At 63.2% G+C, this 15,332-nt stretch carries 14 protein-coding genes; 9 read left to right on the forward strand and 5 right to left on the reverse strand.

Annotation, left to right across the window (positions count from 1 at the left end; translation table 11 throughout):
• Positions 1 to 27: 27 nt before the first annotated feature.
• Genes K663_RS17570 through K663_RS17580 form a run of 3 tightly spaced genes read right to left on the reverse strand, consistent with a single transcriptional unit; the run spans position 28 to position 3,505 of the window.
• Positions 28 to 1,167 (reverse strand): epoxide hydrolase family protein, encoded by a 1,140-nt coding sequence (locus K663_RS17570; RefSeq protein WP_062121359.1) that lies wholly within the window; start codon positions 1,165 to 1,167, stop codon positions 28 to 30.
• The gene (locus tag K663_RS17575; RefSeq protein WP_062121360.1) at positions 1,164 to 2,564 is read right to left on the reverse strand and encodes a phosphotransferase family protein; all 1,401 of its coding nucleotides are present in this window, start codon (positions 2,562 to 2,564) and stop codon (positions 1,164 to 1,166) included. Before K663_RS17575 ends, K663_RS17570 begins: the two co-directional genes overlap by 4 nt.
• Before the next feature lie 56 nt (positions 2,565 to 2,620).
• The gene (locus K663_RS17580; RefSeq protein WP_062121361.1) at positions 2,621 to 3,505 is read right to left on the reverse strand and encodes a sugar phosphate isomerase/epimerase family protein; all 885 of its coding nucleotides are present in this window, start codon (positions 3,503 to 3,505) and stop codon (positions 2,621 to 2,623) included.
• Between the two features lie 122 nt (positions 3,506 to 3,627).
• Here K663_RS17580 and K663_RS17585 point away from each other — a divergent pair, with 122 nt between their 5' ends.
• A complete protein-coding gene (locus K663_RS17585) occupies positions 3,628 to 4,950 on the forward strand; it encodes an aromatic ring-hydroxylating oxygenase subunit alpha (RefSeq protein WP_062121362.1) in 1,323 nt (440 codons plus the stop codon).
• Positions 4,947 to 5,348 (forward strand): VOC family protein, encoded by a 402-nt coding sequence (locus tag K663_RS17590; protein WP_062121363.1) that lies wholly within the window; start codon positions 4,947 to 4,949, stop codon positions 5,346 to 5,348. Before K663_RS17585 ends, K663_RS17590 begins: the two co-directional genes overlap by 4 nt.
• 49 nt (positions 5,349 to 5,397) lie before the next feature.
• On the opposite strand, the gene K663_RS17595 is transcribed toward K663_RS17590, so the two are convergent.
• Positions 5,398 to 5,925: a VOC family protein gene (locus tag K663_RS17595; protein WP_062121364.1), complete on the reverse strand. Its 528-nt coding sequence runs from the start codon at positions 5,923 to 5,925 to the stop codon at positions 5,398 to 5,400.
• A 102-nt stretch (positions 5,926 to 6,027) separates the two neighbouring features.
• On the opposite strand from K663_RS17595, the gene K663_RS17600 reads away from it, so the two are divergent.
• The 3 genes from K663_RS17600 to K663_RS17610 are packed head-to-tail and all read left to right on the forward strand — an operon-like array spanning position 6,028 to position 8,421.
• On the forward strand, positions 6,028 to 6,807 hold the full coding sequence (locus K663_RS17600) for an SDR family NAD(P)-dependent oxidoreductase (RefSeq protein ID WP_062121649.1): 780 nt from the start codon (positions 6,028 to 6,030) through the stop codon (positions 6,805 to 6,807).
• Positions 6,808 to 6,848: 41 nt separating this feature from the next.
• The gene (locus K663_RS17605) at positions 6,849 to 7,907 is read left to right on the forward strand and encodes a phosphotransferase family protein (protein WP_062121365.1); all 1,059 of its coding nucleotides are present in this window, start codon (positions 6,849 to 6,851) and stop codon (positions 7,905 to 7,907) included.
• Positions 7,908 to 7,911: 4 nt separating this feature from the next.
• Entirely contained in the window at positions 7,912 to 8,421 is a 510-nt protein-coding gene (locus tag K663_RS17610) for a hypothetical protein (protein ID WP_062121366.1), read from the forward strand.
• Positions 8,422 to 8,430: 9 nt separating this feature from the next.
• Here K663_RS17610 and K663_RS17615 read toward each other — a convergent pair whose 3' ends face one another.
• A complete protein-coding gene (locus K663_RS17615; RefSeq protein ID WP_201026714.1) occupies positions 8,431 to 9,279 on the reverse strand; it encodes an oxidoreductase in 849 nt (282 codons plus the stop codon).
• 221 nt (positions 9,280 to 9,500) lie between these two features.
• On the opposite strand from K663_RS17615, the gene K663_RS17620 reads away from it, so the two are divergent.
• From K663_RS17620 to K663_RS17640, 4 genes are all read left to right on the forward strand, one after another.
• Positions 9,501 to 11,807, forward strand: coding sequence for a TonB-dependent receptor (locus K663_RS17620; RefSeq protein WP_158511214.1), 2,307 nt, complete (start codon positions 9,501 to 9,503; stop codon positions 11,805 to 11,807).
• Between the two features lie 334 nt (positions 11,808 to 12,141).
• Complete coding sequence (locus K663_RS17630) at positions 12,142 to 13,308, forward strand: acyl-CoA dehydrogenase family protein (protein ID WP_062121369.1); 1,167 nt, start codon at positions 12,142 to 12,144, stop codon at positions 13,306 to 13,308.
• A 22-nt stretch (positions 13,309 to 13,330) separates the two neighbouring features.
• Positions 13,331 to 14,314, forward strand: coding sequence for a thiamine pyrophosphate-dependent dehydrogenase E1 component subunit alpha (locus K663_RS17635; RefSeq protein ID WP_062121370.1), 984 nt, complete (start codon positions 13,331 to 13,333; stop codon positions 14,312 to 14,314).
• Positions 14,315 to 14,340: 26 nt separating this feature from the next.
• Positions 14,341 to 15,306 carry an alpha-ketoacid dehydrogenase subunit beta gene (locus tag K663_RS17640; RefSeq protein WP_235589599.1) on the forward strand — a complete coding sequence of 322 codons (966 nt, stop codon included), beginning with the start codon at positions 14,341 to 14,343 and terminating at the stop codon, positions 15,304 to 15,306.
• Positions 15,307 to 15,332 lie beyond the last annotated feature (26 nt).

Raw genomic sequence — 15,332 nt, forward strand, 5'->3', positions numbered from 1 at the left:
CGCAGCACCGCCGGTCAACGCAGGTCGTCAGCCGCGGAGCTGACGGAAACAGGTGCGCACTTCATTCACGAAAATCTCGGGTTGTTCAAAGGCGGCGAAGTGGCCGCCCTTTTCCACATTGTTCCAGTGGATGATGTTGCTGAACAGGGTTTCCCCCCATTTGCGCGGCGGCGACATGATTTCGCGGGGGAACTGGCTGTAGCCGAGCGGAATGGCGATGTTCATCGGCCGGAAGAAGCCCATGCTTTCCCAATAGAGCCGCGCCGATGACGCGCCGCTGTTGGTCAGCCAATAGAGCATGATGTTGTCGAGCATCTCGTCATAGGTGAAGATCGTTTCCGGCTCACCATCGCAGTCGCTCCAGCCGCGCAGCTTTTCATAGATCCAGGCCGCCTGCCCGACCGGCGAGTCCGCCAGGCAATAGCCGATGGTCTGCGGCCGGGTGGCCTGGAGCCGTGCATAGGCGGACTCGACGTCGGCGAAATGCTTGAGCTGGCCGATCGCCTTTTCCTCATCGGCATCCAGTTCCGGCCCCAGATCGTCGGGGCGGATGGAAAGCATGTTGAAATGCACACCGGCAAGGCCCTGGGGCGCCTGCACGCCCAGCGCCACGGTGACGGCCGAGCCCCAGTCGCCACCCTGCGCGACGTAGCGGTCATAGCCCAGCCGCCGCATCAGTTCGGCCCATGCGCGCGCGGTCCGCTCGACGCCCCAGCCGGTTTCGGCGGGCTTACCCGAAAAGCCGTAGCCCGGCAGCGAAGGCACCACCAGATGGAAGGCATCGGAGACATCGCCTCCGTGGGCGACCGGATCAGTGAGCGGCCCGATCACCTTGTGGAATTCGATCACCGAACCAGGCCAGCCATGCGTCAGAAGCATCGGCATCGCATCGGCATGCGGCGAACGGATGTGCAGGAAATGGATGTCGAGCCCGTCGATCTGCGTCTTGAACTGGCCGAAACCGTTGAGCATCGCCTCGCAGCGGCGCCAGTCATAGTCGTTCCGCCAATAGTCGATGAGCGCGCGCAGCCGGTCCAGCGGAACACCTTGCGACCATCCTTCCGCCGGTTCCCGTTCGGGCAAGCGCGCGTGGTCGAGACGATAGTTCAGATCGTCCAGCTCGCTCTGCGGAACGGCCAGGACGAACGGGGTAATGGTTTCACTCATGACTGGCGCTCCAGAATGGAATTGAGCATGAAGGCGATGCGATGGAGCAGGCGCTGGGTGAAGTGTGCGCCGGCGCTGGCGACCAGAATATCGTCGTTCAGGCCGCCTTCGAAGGAATCGCGCCCGCCGCTGATGACCAGGTTCATGAGGCGCAGGCCCGCGCGCAGGGCGAAGAAATCGATCTGCCGCTGTGGTACGTCGGCGCCGCCCGCCGCGCGATAGGCGTCCATGAATTTCGACCAGTCGGTGACGGCAATGACGACCGGATAACAATAGCCCAAATCCTCGCCCGGATGGCCGATCGCGCACTGTTCCCAATCGAGGACGGCGGTAATCTGGTCGTCCTGCGCCAGGATATTGTGGAAAACCATGTCGTTGTGGACGATCGCCCGGCGATCATCCATGCAGTCGACATTCTCGCGCAGCCATGAAATCACCGCCGACATGGTGACGGACTGCCAATGGGCCCGGCTGGTCCACTGTTCGGCCAGCAATTCCAGCTCGGCGCGCCAGCCTTCGACGTCATGGCGTTCGCGTGCCTGGCGCAGCCCCGCGCCCACCGTATCGACTGGCTGAGCGTGCAGCACCGCCATTTCGCGCGCAAGGCCCAGTACTACCTGTTCGCTTTTCGCCGGCAGCCAGTAATCCGGCTGCACTGTCGATCCAGCCACCTGTTCGACCAGCAGGAAGGCCGCGTCCAGCCAGACGGGATCATTTTCGACCAGCACGGGGCGAGGCACGCGCATGCCGGCGCCGGCAAGCTTTTCCAGTAGCTGATGTTGGAGCGCCTCGCTGAGGAAGGCGTCGCTGCTGGCCCGGCCGGGAATGCCGCGCTGGATGACCATGTCGCGCGGCAGGTCCGCACCCCCGGCGATGGAGAACAACGCGGTCTGGCGCGAGCGTCCGCCCACGATCAGGCGGAAGGCGGTGACTTCCACATCCTCGCAACCCGGGCGGCGGCGCAGATAGGCCTGCAAACGGATCGGATCGATCGTGCTGACATCGGCGCTCTCATGGGCGGGCGCGGATCGTTCAACGGCGTCGATGCGGTTCACCGCCGCATCCAGCAGCGATTTTTCCCAGCGAATCGCCTCGGCCAGCGCGCTCAAGGACGCGCCCTGATCCAGCTGCCCTGCCGCCTGCGCGATCGCCGCGCCCGTGTTGCGATAGGCGGCGGCATTTTCGGGCGGACCAATCAGCCGGTCGGTATCCACCAGCGGCTGATCGGCAGCAAGCGCTGGCAGCGCATCGGGTCCCGGTTCCAGAGCATTAGCCATGGTGGTCAGGATCCTGATCCCATTATCCAGGGCGTCGCGCGCATTGCTGTTCTCAACGCTGGGGCGGACCTGCGTCCGCAAACCGCGCGCTACACTCCACAGATATTGGGCATTGGTCACGTCAGAAATCTCTCCTAGAACAGGTTCGGCGGCTTACTGTATGATTGCGCATAATTTCAATGCCCCCGCGCCATTATTGCGCGTGCGCCATGGGCGCAGCGTTGCAGGGCATCGTCCAGAGAGCCATTGCGCAGCGGCGCCGACAGCACTTCCAGTCCGACCGGTCCGTCATAACCGGTTTGCGCCACGGCTTGAAGGAAGGCGGGCAGATCATAGGCCCCCTCCCCCGGTACATGCCGGTGATCGACCGTGTCGGTGAACAGATCATCGGGCGTCCCGGGGGTTACGTCGGAAATCTCGACCCCCGCGATGCGCGACCTGGGCAGACCGGCGAGCGACTGAAGCGGCAGCGACCGGCGCGCGAAGTGCCAGCTGTCCAGCATCAATCCCGCCTCCTCGTCCCGGCTGTCCCCGAGAACGGCGAGAGCGGACGGGACGTCGGCAATATTGGAAAAGGCGATGATCTCCAGCGCGAGAACGACACCGCTCCCCCGCGCGCGCTCCACAACGGCGGCAAATCGATCCGTCATGCGCGCTGTGGACGCGGGTTCAGCGGCGAAATCCCCTGTGACCTTGAGAATGCGCGCGCCAAGCTGTCCCCCAAGATCGAGCATGGTGTCGAGCGAACGGCGCCAGTCGTCATCGTCGCCCCACCAGCCGGTCAATGCCTCGATTTCCAGATGGCGCATGCCATGATCGGCGAGCAGCGACCGCATTCCCGCGACACCGTGGATGGCGACGGCATCGACCAGTTCCGGTTCGATCAAGCCGATGCCGGCAAAGCCTGCCCGCTGCGCCGCGCGCACGCGATCCGTCAGGGGAATGGGACAGGGCAGCGGATCGGCGGTGGGCCTCTGCCCCGCCAGCAGCCAATGCGCGGCGAGCAGATCAGGCGCAGCATGTGCCATGGGCGGTTGCCGCCCGGACAGCGTTTCTTCCATTCACTCATCCTCTCATCTGCCGCAGGCTTGGCAATGCCTCGCGATCGCCTTAATATGCTACCATACGGATCGCCCGCAAACCATAATCTCGGGCGACCATCCAAAAGACTGGAGGAGAGGTCATGGCCGATAGCTATGCGATCAACCCGGGTGCGGCGCGACCGCTGGCCGGTGAGCGCTATACGTCCCGCGCGTTCATGGAAGCGGAATGGGAAAATGTCTTTACGAAAAGCTGGCTGATCACCGTCCGCGCCGACGAAATTCCAGAAGCCGGCGACTTCATGGTCGAGGAAATCGGCCCCGAATCGATCCTGATCGTCCGGCAGGATGACGGGGCGATCAAGGCTTTCTACAATGTCTGCCAGCATCGGGGAAACAAGCTGGTGTGGGAAGCCACCGGCAGCATGCCGTCCTTCACCTGCCCCTATCACAGCTGGCGCTTCGAACTGGACGGGCGGTGCAGCTATGTCCAGGATCCTAAGGATTTTCCCGGCGGCGATCCGTGCGCCAAAGCTTCGCTGATCGAAGTCGCCTGCGAACAATTTTCCGGCTTTGTCTGGGTAAACATGGACCCCGATTGTGCGTCCCTGCGCGACTCGCTGGGAGCGATCTGGGACGAGTGGCTCGCCTATCCGCTGGACAATATGGTGCGGGTGCAGGCGACATCGGTGCGCATGCCGTGCAACTGGAAGCTGCTCATGGACAATTTCCATGAGACCTATCATCTGCCGACCGCGCACCCGGAAGGCATCGAATATTCCGAGGACAGCTATGAGGAAACCCGGCTGGAGCTGTTCGAGAACGGCCATGCGCTGGGCCAGTCGAAATGCTGCCTGCCCGCGCACCGGCTGCCCGAACACAAGCCGCGCATGACCGCGCCGATCGCCGCCGACCTGCAACGGTGGGAGCTTGATCCCAAGGACTTTGCGGGACGGGAGCGGGACGCGCGGGAGGCGGTGCAGCAGCAGAAGCGCAAGCTGGCGGCCGCGCGCGGCCTTGGCCATTATGAGGCGCTGAGCGACGCGCAGCTGACCGACGTGTTCCACTATACGGTCTTCCCGAACTTCGCGACCTCGCTCAATGCCGACGGGATGCTGTTCCTGCGCGCGACGCCGCACGCGACCGATCCGGAACGCTGCGTCTTTGACTGCTGGTACTATAGTTTCGGCGGCATGAGCTCGCATATCGAGCTGGTGACGCTGGAAGGGGAGTCGGACCAGCCGCATGCCGAGCGGGAATTTATCGACTATGGGGAAAAGAGCCTGGGCGTCGTGCTCGATGGCGACGCGTGGGTAATGGCGGGGCAACAGCAGGCGATGCGCTCGCGCGGCTATCGCGGGGCGATCCTGGCCAATCAGGAGCGGCGCGTCGCGCAATATCATGCCATGATCGACAAATATATCGCGGGCTATCGCCCTCGCCCGGCCAACAGGAGCGCCGCATGACCGCCGTCAATCATGTCCGCAAGATTGATCATGTGAATATCCGCACCGATCAGGTCGATGAAAGCGCGGACTTTTACCAGCGGCTGCTGGGGCTGGTGCGAACCGTGCCGCCGGGGATGCCGCCGGGCATGCAGGTCGTCTGGCTGTGCGACAGCGCCGGCCTCCCGGTCATTCACCTCGTCGAGCCGATGCCGGGGGACCAGCAGTTCCCCGCCGGAGATACCGGCCGGCTCCATCATGTCGCGTTCGATTGTCATGGCCATGACGCCATCACCCGGACGTTGGCGGACATGGGCCTGCCCCATGAGGTCAATGTCGTGGAATCGATAGGGCTGCGCCAGATCTTCGCCATCGATCCGAACGGAGTGCGGGTGGAGTTGAACTTTACCGGGGATTAGCTGGGAGAGGGGCGGCCCGCTTTTGTGGACCACCCCGCCAAACCAGCGTTCAGCCTGCCATCGGGTCGAAGATCTTGGTCTTGCCGTCCCAATTGGCGCCAGCCTGCTGGATCATGTCGAACAGGCCCTGCACTTCGGGCTTCAGGACGCCGACTTCCAGAATGACCGTCTCATCCTCGGTCATCGCGAAATAGGCGATCTTGGACCCATCCGCGAACTCGGCGCCCTGCAGCCGCGTGCCACCCCGCTCGGCGACCCAGGCTTCGGTATCTTCCATGCTGTCGGAAAAGGCGCAGAGGTGATGCACGCCCTTGCGGCCGGCATCCAGAAATTCCTGGAAGATCGACGGACCGCGCGGTTCGATGAGTTCGACCATGAGATCGCCGGAAAAGGCGATCGCCGCACCGAACTGGGCGAAATGATCCTTCCCGCGATAATCGCCCCGGACCATGTCGAAGGACGGGAAGACGAAGAAGGGGCCAACGCCCATCACCTCGGTCCACCAATCGATCGCTTCATTGAGGTCGGGCACCATGTAGGCAATCTGGTTTAGCCGTCCCAGGGGCTTGTCGACCATGATCTCTCCTTCTCCGTCAGCTACTGGTTATGATGATGACCATATGCTAGCACCCGATTATCGCGGTGAGAATGACTCCGCCAGAAAATATGAGGGATGAGGATGCGCAGGACGAAAAGTCCCGAATTGGACGGGAAGGTCGCGTTGATCACCGGCGGCGCGCGCGGACTGGGCGCGGCTACCGCCTGGGCGATCTGCGAGGCGGGCGGCAAGGCCATGATCGCGGACCTACTCGTCGAAAGGGGTGAGCAGACCGCTACCGAATTGCGCGAGGCCGGGCATGATGTCCGGTTCACTCCGCTGGACGTCCGGGACGAGGCGGCGTGGGCGGACGCCGTGCGGGCAACGACCGACGCCTTCGGCCGGCTCGACATTCTGGTGAACAATGCCGGCATCGCGACCGCCGCCACCATCGAAGATCTGACGATCGGCGATTTCCAGGCGATCCTGGACATCAACCTGCTCGGCACATTTCGCGGCATGCAGGCGGTGATCCCGGTGATGAAGGCGCAGGGCGGCGGCGCAATCGTCAACATCTCGTCCAATTCGACACAGCGGGTCAGCGCGATCACCACATCCTATGCCGCCACCAAGGCCGCCGTCGCCAACATGACCAAGTCGGCCGCAATCCATCTGGCGCAGACGGGCACCGGCATCCGCGTCAATTCCGTGCATCCCGGGCCGCAGGCGACGGAGATGCTGCTGGGCGGCGACTCCAAGGCCGACCTGCCCGAAGTGCGCGCGTTGCGCGACGCCATCCCGCTGGGCCGCATGGGACAGGCCGAGGAAGTCGGCGCCGTCGTCGCCTTTTTGGCTTCCGATGCGGCATCCTATGTCACCGGCACGGAATTGTTCGTCGACGGCGGCCTGACCCCGCACTGATCGCGTATTCCCCCCGTTTCCCTTTTCATGAATTGAGCGCCATGGACTTCACACCCCAGCAACTGGAGCCGATCCTCTCCGACCATCTGAACGGCCGGGTGAAGGTGGACAAGGTAGAAGGCTTCCCGCGAGGCTCTTCGCGCGAAACGCGCTTCGTCACCTACAGCATCGACGGCGGCGAGACGCGGGAGATGGTGCTGCGCAGCGACTTTCCCGCCGGCAGCACCGATCCCAATCCGCTGGATCTGGAATATTTCATCTACGACCGGTTGACGCAGGTGGACGTACCGACCGCGCGCACGCTGTTCTGGGAAGCCGATCCCGCGCGCACCGACCGCCCCTTCTACGCCCGCGAGAAGATCGACGGCGACTGGAACATCGAACATTTTTCTGATCCCGATCCGGCCTATGACAGCCTGCGCATCGCCATTGCGAAGGAGCATATCGGCGCGCTGGCCCGCGTCCACGCGATCGACTGGCGGACGATCGGCTTTGGCGAGCGGCTGCCCGTGCCGCGTGACGAAGCCGATGCGGCGCCCTGCGCGCTGCGCCATGCGCGCGACCAGTTTCTTGGCCTGGCTACCGAGCCCATCCCGCTGTTGCTGGAGGCGGTGGAATGGCTGTCCGACAAGGCGCCCGTCGCGCCAAAGCTGTGCCTGTGCAAGGGCACCAATGGCTATGGCGAGGAGGTTTTCCGGGACGGCCGCATCGTCGCGCTGAGCGACTGGGAAGAGGTCACGATCGGCGATCCGGCCGCCGACTTCGCCTTCATGCAAGGCTTTCTGGGCGACATCGTCCGCGATGGCCAAAAGCTGTGGGGACTGGAGCCGGCGCTTGACTATTATGCCGAGCTGACCGGGATCCGCATCGCGCCGGAGGCGGTGCAATATTATCAACTCGTCCGCGCGCTCCGCCTGGCAGTCATGTCGCACAACAGCGCGGCGTCGCTGCGGCGGCCGGACGCCCATATCCGCCAGGGATGGACCTCGACCGAGGTGCTGCATCTGTCAAAGCATATCCTGGCGTCTGCCATGGGGCTGGTGCCGCCGATCCCCGGCCCGCGCTTCGCCCAGCTCAATACCTCCGTGGACATGGGATAGAGCGATGATTCATCCATCCGCCGTTGAAATCATCCGCAACATCGAAGCCACGCTGGTCGACATCGTCGAACCTGCCGTGCAGACCACGACCGCGCGCAGCACGCTCGCCACCATCGGCCACCTTTTGCGCCACGTCGCGCTGCGAATCGAGGATGAGGGGCAGCTGCTGACCGACGACATCGCGGCGCTGAAAACGCTGCTGGGCGAGTTGGTTACTTATCTGAGCTCGGCGGGCGACGCGGATCGCGCGCGCGGCATTGCCACCTCCATGTCCGCCGCCGAGCCACCCGCCGGGCGCTATCCGTCGGTCCAGATTCTGGCGACCCAGGCGGGTGCGCTGCGCGCGGTCGTGCAGGACATCCTTTCCTATCTGCAGTCGCAGCGGGAGGCACGCCGGGACGAGCCGGACTATCAGGCGGCCCGCGCCGCGATCCGCGCCTATCTGACCGCTGATGTGCTGGCCGAAGCCAGGCTCATCCATCCGGCATTCGAGGACAAGGGACCGCGGCGCTAAGGCGTAGGCTCACTGGTCGCGCGGGAAGTCCGTGCTTTCGCTGAGGCCCCGCCAGTCCTCCACCGCCGCCCGGCGGCTGTCGAGAACGTCGAGCGCCATGGCATAGGCGTCGCTACCCAGAAGCAGCCGCAGCGGCGGATCATCGCTGTCCATCGCGCGGACGATGGCGGACGCCGCCGCCGCGGGATCGCCGATCTGCTTGCCGTCCACCGTCGCTGCCTGTTCGCGCTGGCGAGCGAGGAAGGGATAGGCCGGATGCGGCGTAGAGGCATGTACGATCGACCGCCCCGAAAAATCGGTGCGGAAATAGCCGGGTTGCACGATCATCACGTGGATTCCGAAGGATCGCAGCTCGCCCGCCAGCGCTTCCGACATGCCTTCCAGCGCGAATTTGGAGGCCCCATAGAAGGCCGCACCCTGTCGGGTCCGCATCCCGGCGATGGAGGACATGTTGATGACATAGCCGCTCCCGCGTTCGCGCATGGCCGGCAAGGCCGCGCGTATCAGCCGGACCGGCCCGAAAAAATTGACGTCCATCTGATGCGCAATCTCTTCGTCGGAGCTTTCCTCGACACCGCCGAGAAAGCCGTAGCCGGCATTGTTCAGCAACACATCGAAGCCGCCGAAACGCTCCGCCTCGGCCACCGCGCTAACCACTTGCGCCGCGTTCCCAACATCCAGCGCGACCGGCAGCACGCGGTCACCGCCCAGCTCGACAAGCTCCGCCAGCGCACCCGGATCCCGCGCCGTCGCGATCACGCGACCACCCTCCTTCAGCACCTTGCGCGCGATCGCTTTGCCGAGACCGCTTGAAGCACCGGTGATAAACCAACTTTTGCCCGCCCAACTTTCCATCATCGTCTCTCCTTTGCCGCTCTGGCCGAATCTCGCTGGGCTATCCTTCTAATTCAATTGGCCAAGTTCCTGGGTGCGACATTTTTGCCGCAGTCAGCTTGCGACGCGACCCCCTTGGCCAATTCATTGTTGATAGCGGATTTTCTCGCGGTATGTGCACCATACGTTTTATAACCATATACCAGATAATCATTCGCGTATTTTACTACATATGGAGGAAATTGATGGGGTTCCGCCTCTCTCTCATGCTGGGTAGCGCTGCTTTGGCATGCGTCCCGCAGATCGCTTATGCTCAGGACGCGGCAACATCTCAGGACGGTTCCGGCCTTGAAGAAATCGTCGTCACCGCCCAGAAGCGTTCGGAAAATCTGCAGGATGTGCCGGTCGCCGTCACCGCGCTTGCCGGCAGCCTCATCACCAATTCCCGGATCGACGCGTCGGAAAACCTTCCCCGCCTGACGCCGGGCCTGTCGGTCAACCGCAATGCGAATTTCGTCGGCCTGTTCCTGCGCGGCGTCGGCACGCTCTATGCCAATCCCGGCCTGGAATCGAGCGTCGCCATGTATCTGGACGACACCTATATGCCGCGCACGGCGACGGCGGCCTTCTCCTTCAACGATATCGAGCGCATCGAAGTGCTCAAGGGCCCGCAGGGCACGCTTTATGGCCGCAACGCGGCCGCCGGCGCGGTCAAGGTCGTGACGAAGGACCCCAAGATCGGTGAATGGGAAGGCGCTGCCAGCCTGACCTATGGCCGGTTCAACCGCACCTCCGCCGACGCGCTGATCAATATCCCGCTGGCCGACAATCTCGCCGCGCGCGCGTCGATCATCTACGATGCCAATGATGGTTATGTGAAGACGTCGGACCCTCTGCTGCCGCGCCTGCAGGACCGCCACCTGTTCCACGCGACCGGCAAGCTGCTCTATGAGCCGACCGACAATCTGACGATCAAGCTGTCGGGCGACTATGGCGTCAAGCGCGACCGCGAAGGCCAGGCCTTCACCAATCTCGAAGACAGCTGCGCCGACGGCCAGATCGGCCTGTGCCTGGGCGGCACGGCGCCGACCGGCTTCTACGAGAACGGCCAGGATTATCTGGCGCGCCGGATCAAGGGCGACAAGATGCACACGATCAACGGCGGCGCCGCACTGCGCGCCGACCTGGATCTGGGCGCTGCCACGCTGTCGTCGATCACCGCCTATCGCTACTACAAGTTCACCGGCGGCGCCGACCTGGACGGCACCAGCATCCCGTTCCTCCACGCCCTGACCGATGGCGAACGGACCAAGTCCTTCTCGCAGGAAGTGCAGCTGGTCTCCGACAATTCCGGGCCGCTCAAATATGTGGTTGGCCTCTATTATTATAAGGAGAAGTCCTGGAGCGATTTCAACATCGCGGGCATGGCGGTCAACAGCCAGCTGGGCATCAACGCCGCGCCGACCAGCGGCAGCGTGTATGACAATCCCTATCTGAAGGCTGTCGCCGCGTTCAATATCGAAAGCTGGGCGCCCTATGCCCAAGCCACTTACGATATCAACGACCAGTTTTCGCTCACCGCGGGCCTGCGCTACACCTCCGAACGCAAGCGCCAGCTCTATCATGACCTGATCGCCGGCATTCCGGGTTCGGGTACGTCGGTGATCGGCAGCGAGCCGGCCGGACAGGTCAAGTTCAACAAGCTGACGCCCAAGATCGTGCTGGACTTCAAGCCCAGCAATGATGTGCTCTTCTATGCAAGCTTCAGCCGCGGCTTCAAGTCGGGTGGCATCAACTCGCCTTCGACGGCGGTGCCGTCCGACCGCGTGACCCCCGAAGTGCTCGATTCCTACGAGTTGGGCTGGAAGACGGAGATGGGCAATGTCCGCTTCAACGGCGCCGCCTTCTTCTACGACTACAGCAACCTTCAGGTCACGCAGACCAGCCTGGCCTGCGGCGGATCCTGCGTGGTGAACGCCGCGACCGCCGAAGTGAAGGGCGTGGAGGCCGATCTGACCTGGGCCGCTGCCCGCGGCCTGGAATTCGGGCTGGGTGCCAGCTATCTGGACACCAAGTTCAAGAAATATGTGGGTGACACCTATGTGCTGTCGTCAACGACATCGGCATGCTCGGCGGCGCTCGCGACGCCGGGGACCGACGATGATGCCGCATGCCTTGGCTATACGGTCGTCTCGGGCGTCGACCATAGCGGCAGCCGCCTGCCCCAGGCGCCCAAGCTCAGCGGCTATGCCCGTGCGAGCTACACGCTGGAGCTGCCGTCGGCCGCGACGATCCGCTTCGACACGCTCTACAGCTATACCGGCAAGATCTTCTACGGGCCGGACGCTTCCTATGGTACAGAAAAGTCGCGCAACATGGTGTCGGGCTCGGTCACCTACACCACAGCCGACGAGAAATTCTCGCTCAGCGTCTTCGGCGACAATCTGCTGAACGAGAAATATCGCGTCAACGTGTCGCGTCAGCAGACCGGCGGCTGGTACGTACCGGGTGCGCCGATCACCTGGGGCGTGAAGGCCGGCGTCAAGTTCTGACGCAGTTCGATGATCGAGCGGCCTGATCCGTCAGGTCCGTGCATGAAGAGGCGGTGGACGCAAGTCCGCCGCCTTTTTGCCTGGCGGATGATCGTCGGATCAGCGTTGGGCAAAGCCGACCCGGGCGATCGGGGCTTCCCATTCCCGGCGATTTGGCTGACAATGAAATCCGGAATCAACGCCGTGCAAAGGCCTGTCCTCGGCCGGTCGGCAAAGGGGTGAAACTTCCGTGCGGCACCTTGACTTCAGCGAGTTTGCTTATAGTTAGAATGCGTACCAACGCCGGCTCGATCGGGCATGGTTTTCTAGGTTATGCCCCAGTAGGAGGGATTGAGTGGATATCAGCTTTTCGGAAGAGCAAGAGGCCATTCGCGACAGCGTGCGGAAGGTCTGCGACCAGTTCGATGATGACTATTGGTCGAAGCGCGAAGAGGAAAAGACCTTCCCGTTCGAATTCCACAAAGCGATGGCCGACGCCGGCTGGCTCGGCATCACCATGCCTGAGGAACTGGGCGGCGCCAATCTGGGCGTGACCGAAGCCGCGATCATGATGCATGAGGTATCGGCCAGTGCCGGCGGCTATTCCGCGGCGAGCACGATCCACCTCAATATCTTCGGCCCGCATGCGGTCGTCGTGCACGGCACCCCGGAACAGAAGGAGCGCATGCTGCTCCCGCTGATCAAGGGCGAGGACCGCGCCTGCTTCGGCGTCACCGAGCCCGACGCCGGCCTCGACACCACCAGCATCAAGACTTTCGCGACCAAGGTGCCCGGCGGCTACCGCGTCACTGGCCGCAAGATCTGGACCTCGTCGGGCCAGGTCGCCAACAAGATCCTGCTGTTGACCCGCACCACCCCCAAGGAACAGTGCAAGAAGCCGACCGACGGCATGACGCTGTTCTACACCGATCTCGACAAGTCGCAGATTGAAGTGCGGCGCATTCCCAAGATGGGCCGCAACGCGGTCGATTCCAACGCCACGTTCATCGACGATTATTTCGTGCCTGACGAGGACCGGATCGGCGAGGAGGGCAAGGGTTTCAACTATATCCTGCACAGCCTCAACCCCGAACGTATCCTGGTCGGCATCGAAGCCGTGGGCCTGGGCCGTGGCGCCCTGGCGCGCGCCGCGAAATATGCCGGTGAGCGCAAGGTGTTCGGCCGCCTGATCGGCCAGAATCAGGGCATACAGCATCCGCTGGCCGAAAACTGGACCTATCTGGAATCGGCCTACTGGATGATCATGCGCGCCGCCAACCTCTACGACCAGGGCAAGCCCTGCGGCGCCGAGGCGAATGCGGGCAAGTTCCTGGGCGGCCGTGCGGCGTTCGAGGCCTGCACCCGCGCCGTCATGACCCATGGCGGCATGGGCTATTCCAGCGAATATCAGGTGGAACGCCTGTTCCGCGAGTCGATCCTGCTGCGGATCGCGCCGATCACCGAGCAACTCATCTTGAGCTTCATCGCCGAGAAGGTGCTCGATCTGCCCAAATCCTACTGATCAGCCCAACTGGAGAGGCGATATGTCGAATTACCCGAAGCCAGATGCGGCGACGCTTCTGGAAATCTACAAGAAGGCCGCACTGATCCGGCTCAACGATGAGCGCGTCATCAGGGAGATGACCGCGGGCAAGCTGATCATGCCCTTCTATTCGTCGCAGGGTCAGGAGATCATCCCTTCGTCCGTCGCGGCGAACCTGACCGACGAAGACTATATCTGCACCATCTATCGCGGCACGCACGATATGCTGGCCAAGGGCTTTCCGCTGGAAGCGCTGTGGGGTGAATTGGCCGGCCGCGTCAACGGGTCGTGCAAGGGCAAGGGCGGCCCGATGCACCTGACCTACCCCAAGAAGGGGATGATGGTCACAACGGGCGTCGTCGGTTCCTCTATGCCGATCGCCGTCGGATTGGGTTGGGCTGCCAAGCTGGACGGCAAGGGCCAGGTGTCGGTCGCCAATTTCGGTGACGGCGCGGCCAATATCGGCGCCTTCCACGAGTCGATGAACATGGCGGCGCTGTGGGACCTGCCGGTCATCTTCATCTGCCAAAACAATCGCTATGCCGAACATACCAGCTTTGCCAATTCGACCAAGGTGGAGCGCATTTCCATCCGCGCGGCTGGCTATGGCATGGAAGGCGTAACCGTGAATGGCAATGATCCCGACGAGATGTACGGCGCGGTCAAGGTGGCGGTCGAGCGCGCCCGTGCAGGCGAAGGCCCGACCCTGATTGAGGCGATGACTTTCCGCTTCAACGGCCATCTGGTCGGCGACGCGGCGAAATATATTCCCCGCGAAGAATTGGCGGCCGCGAAGCAGAATGACCCCGTGCCAGCGCTGCGTGCCCGCCTGCTGGCCGAAAACGTAGCCAGCGAAGCCGATCTCGCCGCGATCGAGGCAGAAATCAAGGCAGCGATCGATGCTGCTGTCGAGGCCGGCTTTGCAGCCGAATTGCCCGATGTGTCCGAACTGAAGCGCGACGTGTTCGCCTATGACCTTGCTTGAGGCCCGCCATGAATGAACCTAAGAAAATGAACATGATCGAGGCCATCAACCGGGCCTTGCACGATGCCTGCGCGGCCGATTCCAAAGTGCTAGCGCTGGGCGAGGATCTCGCCGACCATGAGGAAGGCGGCGTCGTCGGCATCACCAAGGGCTTGTCGACCGCCTTTGGCACCGACCGCATCAAATCCACGCCGATTTCCGAGCAGGCGATCATGGGCGCCGCGATCGGTGCATCGCTGGTCGGCTATCGTCCGGTGGCCGAGATCATGCTGATGAACTTCGTCACCGTGGCGATGGACATGATCACAAACCACGCCGCGAAGCTGCGCTTCATGTCGGGCGGTCAGACGAGCGTGCCGATCGTCATCCGCACCATGACTGGCAGCGGTTTTTCGCAGGGCGGGCAGCACAGCGACTATCTGGAAGCCTGGTTTGCCCATACCCCCGGCATCAAGGTGGTGGCACCGTCAAATCCGGCGGACGCTTATGGCCTGCTGCGCGCGGCAATTGAGGACCCGGATCCCGTCATGTTCATCGAGAGCATGCCGCTTTACTGGACCCCGGCCGAAGTGGATTTCCAGCCGGTACCTCTGGGCAAGGCGAAGATCAGCCGCGAAGGATCGGACGTGACCATCATTTCCTATGCGATTGGCGCAGTGCACGCGCTGGCCGCCGCGGAAAAGTTGGCAGCTGACGGCATTTCTGCCGAGGTCATCGACCTGCGGACCATCTCGCCCTGGGATCGCGAGGCTGTTTTGGCTTCGGTCTCCAAGACGGGCCGCGCCGTGGTCGTCCATGAAGCGGTCAAGGAATATGGCGTTGGTGCAGAAATCTCATCGGTCCTGCACGAGCAACTCTGGGACAAGCTGGAGGGGCCGGTGCAGCGCGTGGGCGGTGCATATAGCCCGGTGCCTTTCTCCAAGCCGCTTGAGTTGGCGTTCGCGCCCAACCCCGCGTCGATCATCGCTGCCGTCAAGGTAGCGCTGGGCTGATCCGGACGATCCGGCTGCCGCCTGGG

Source organism: Sphingobium sp. MI1205 (assembly GCF_001563285.1).
GTDB lineage: Bacteria > Pseudomonadota > Alphaproteobacteria > Sphingomonadales > Sphingomonadaceae > Sphingobium.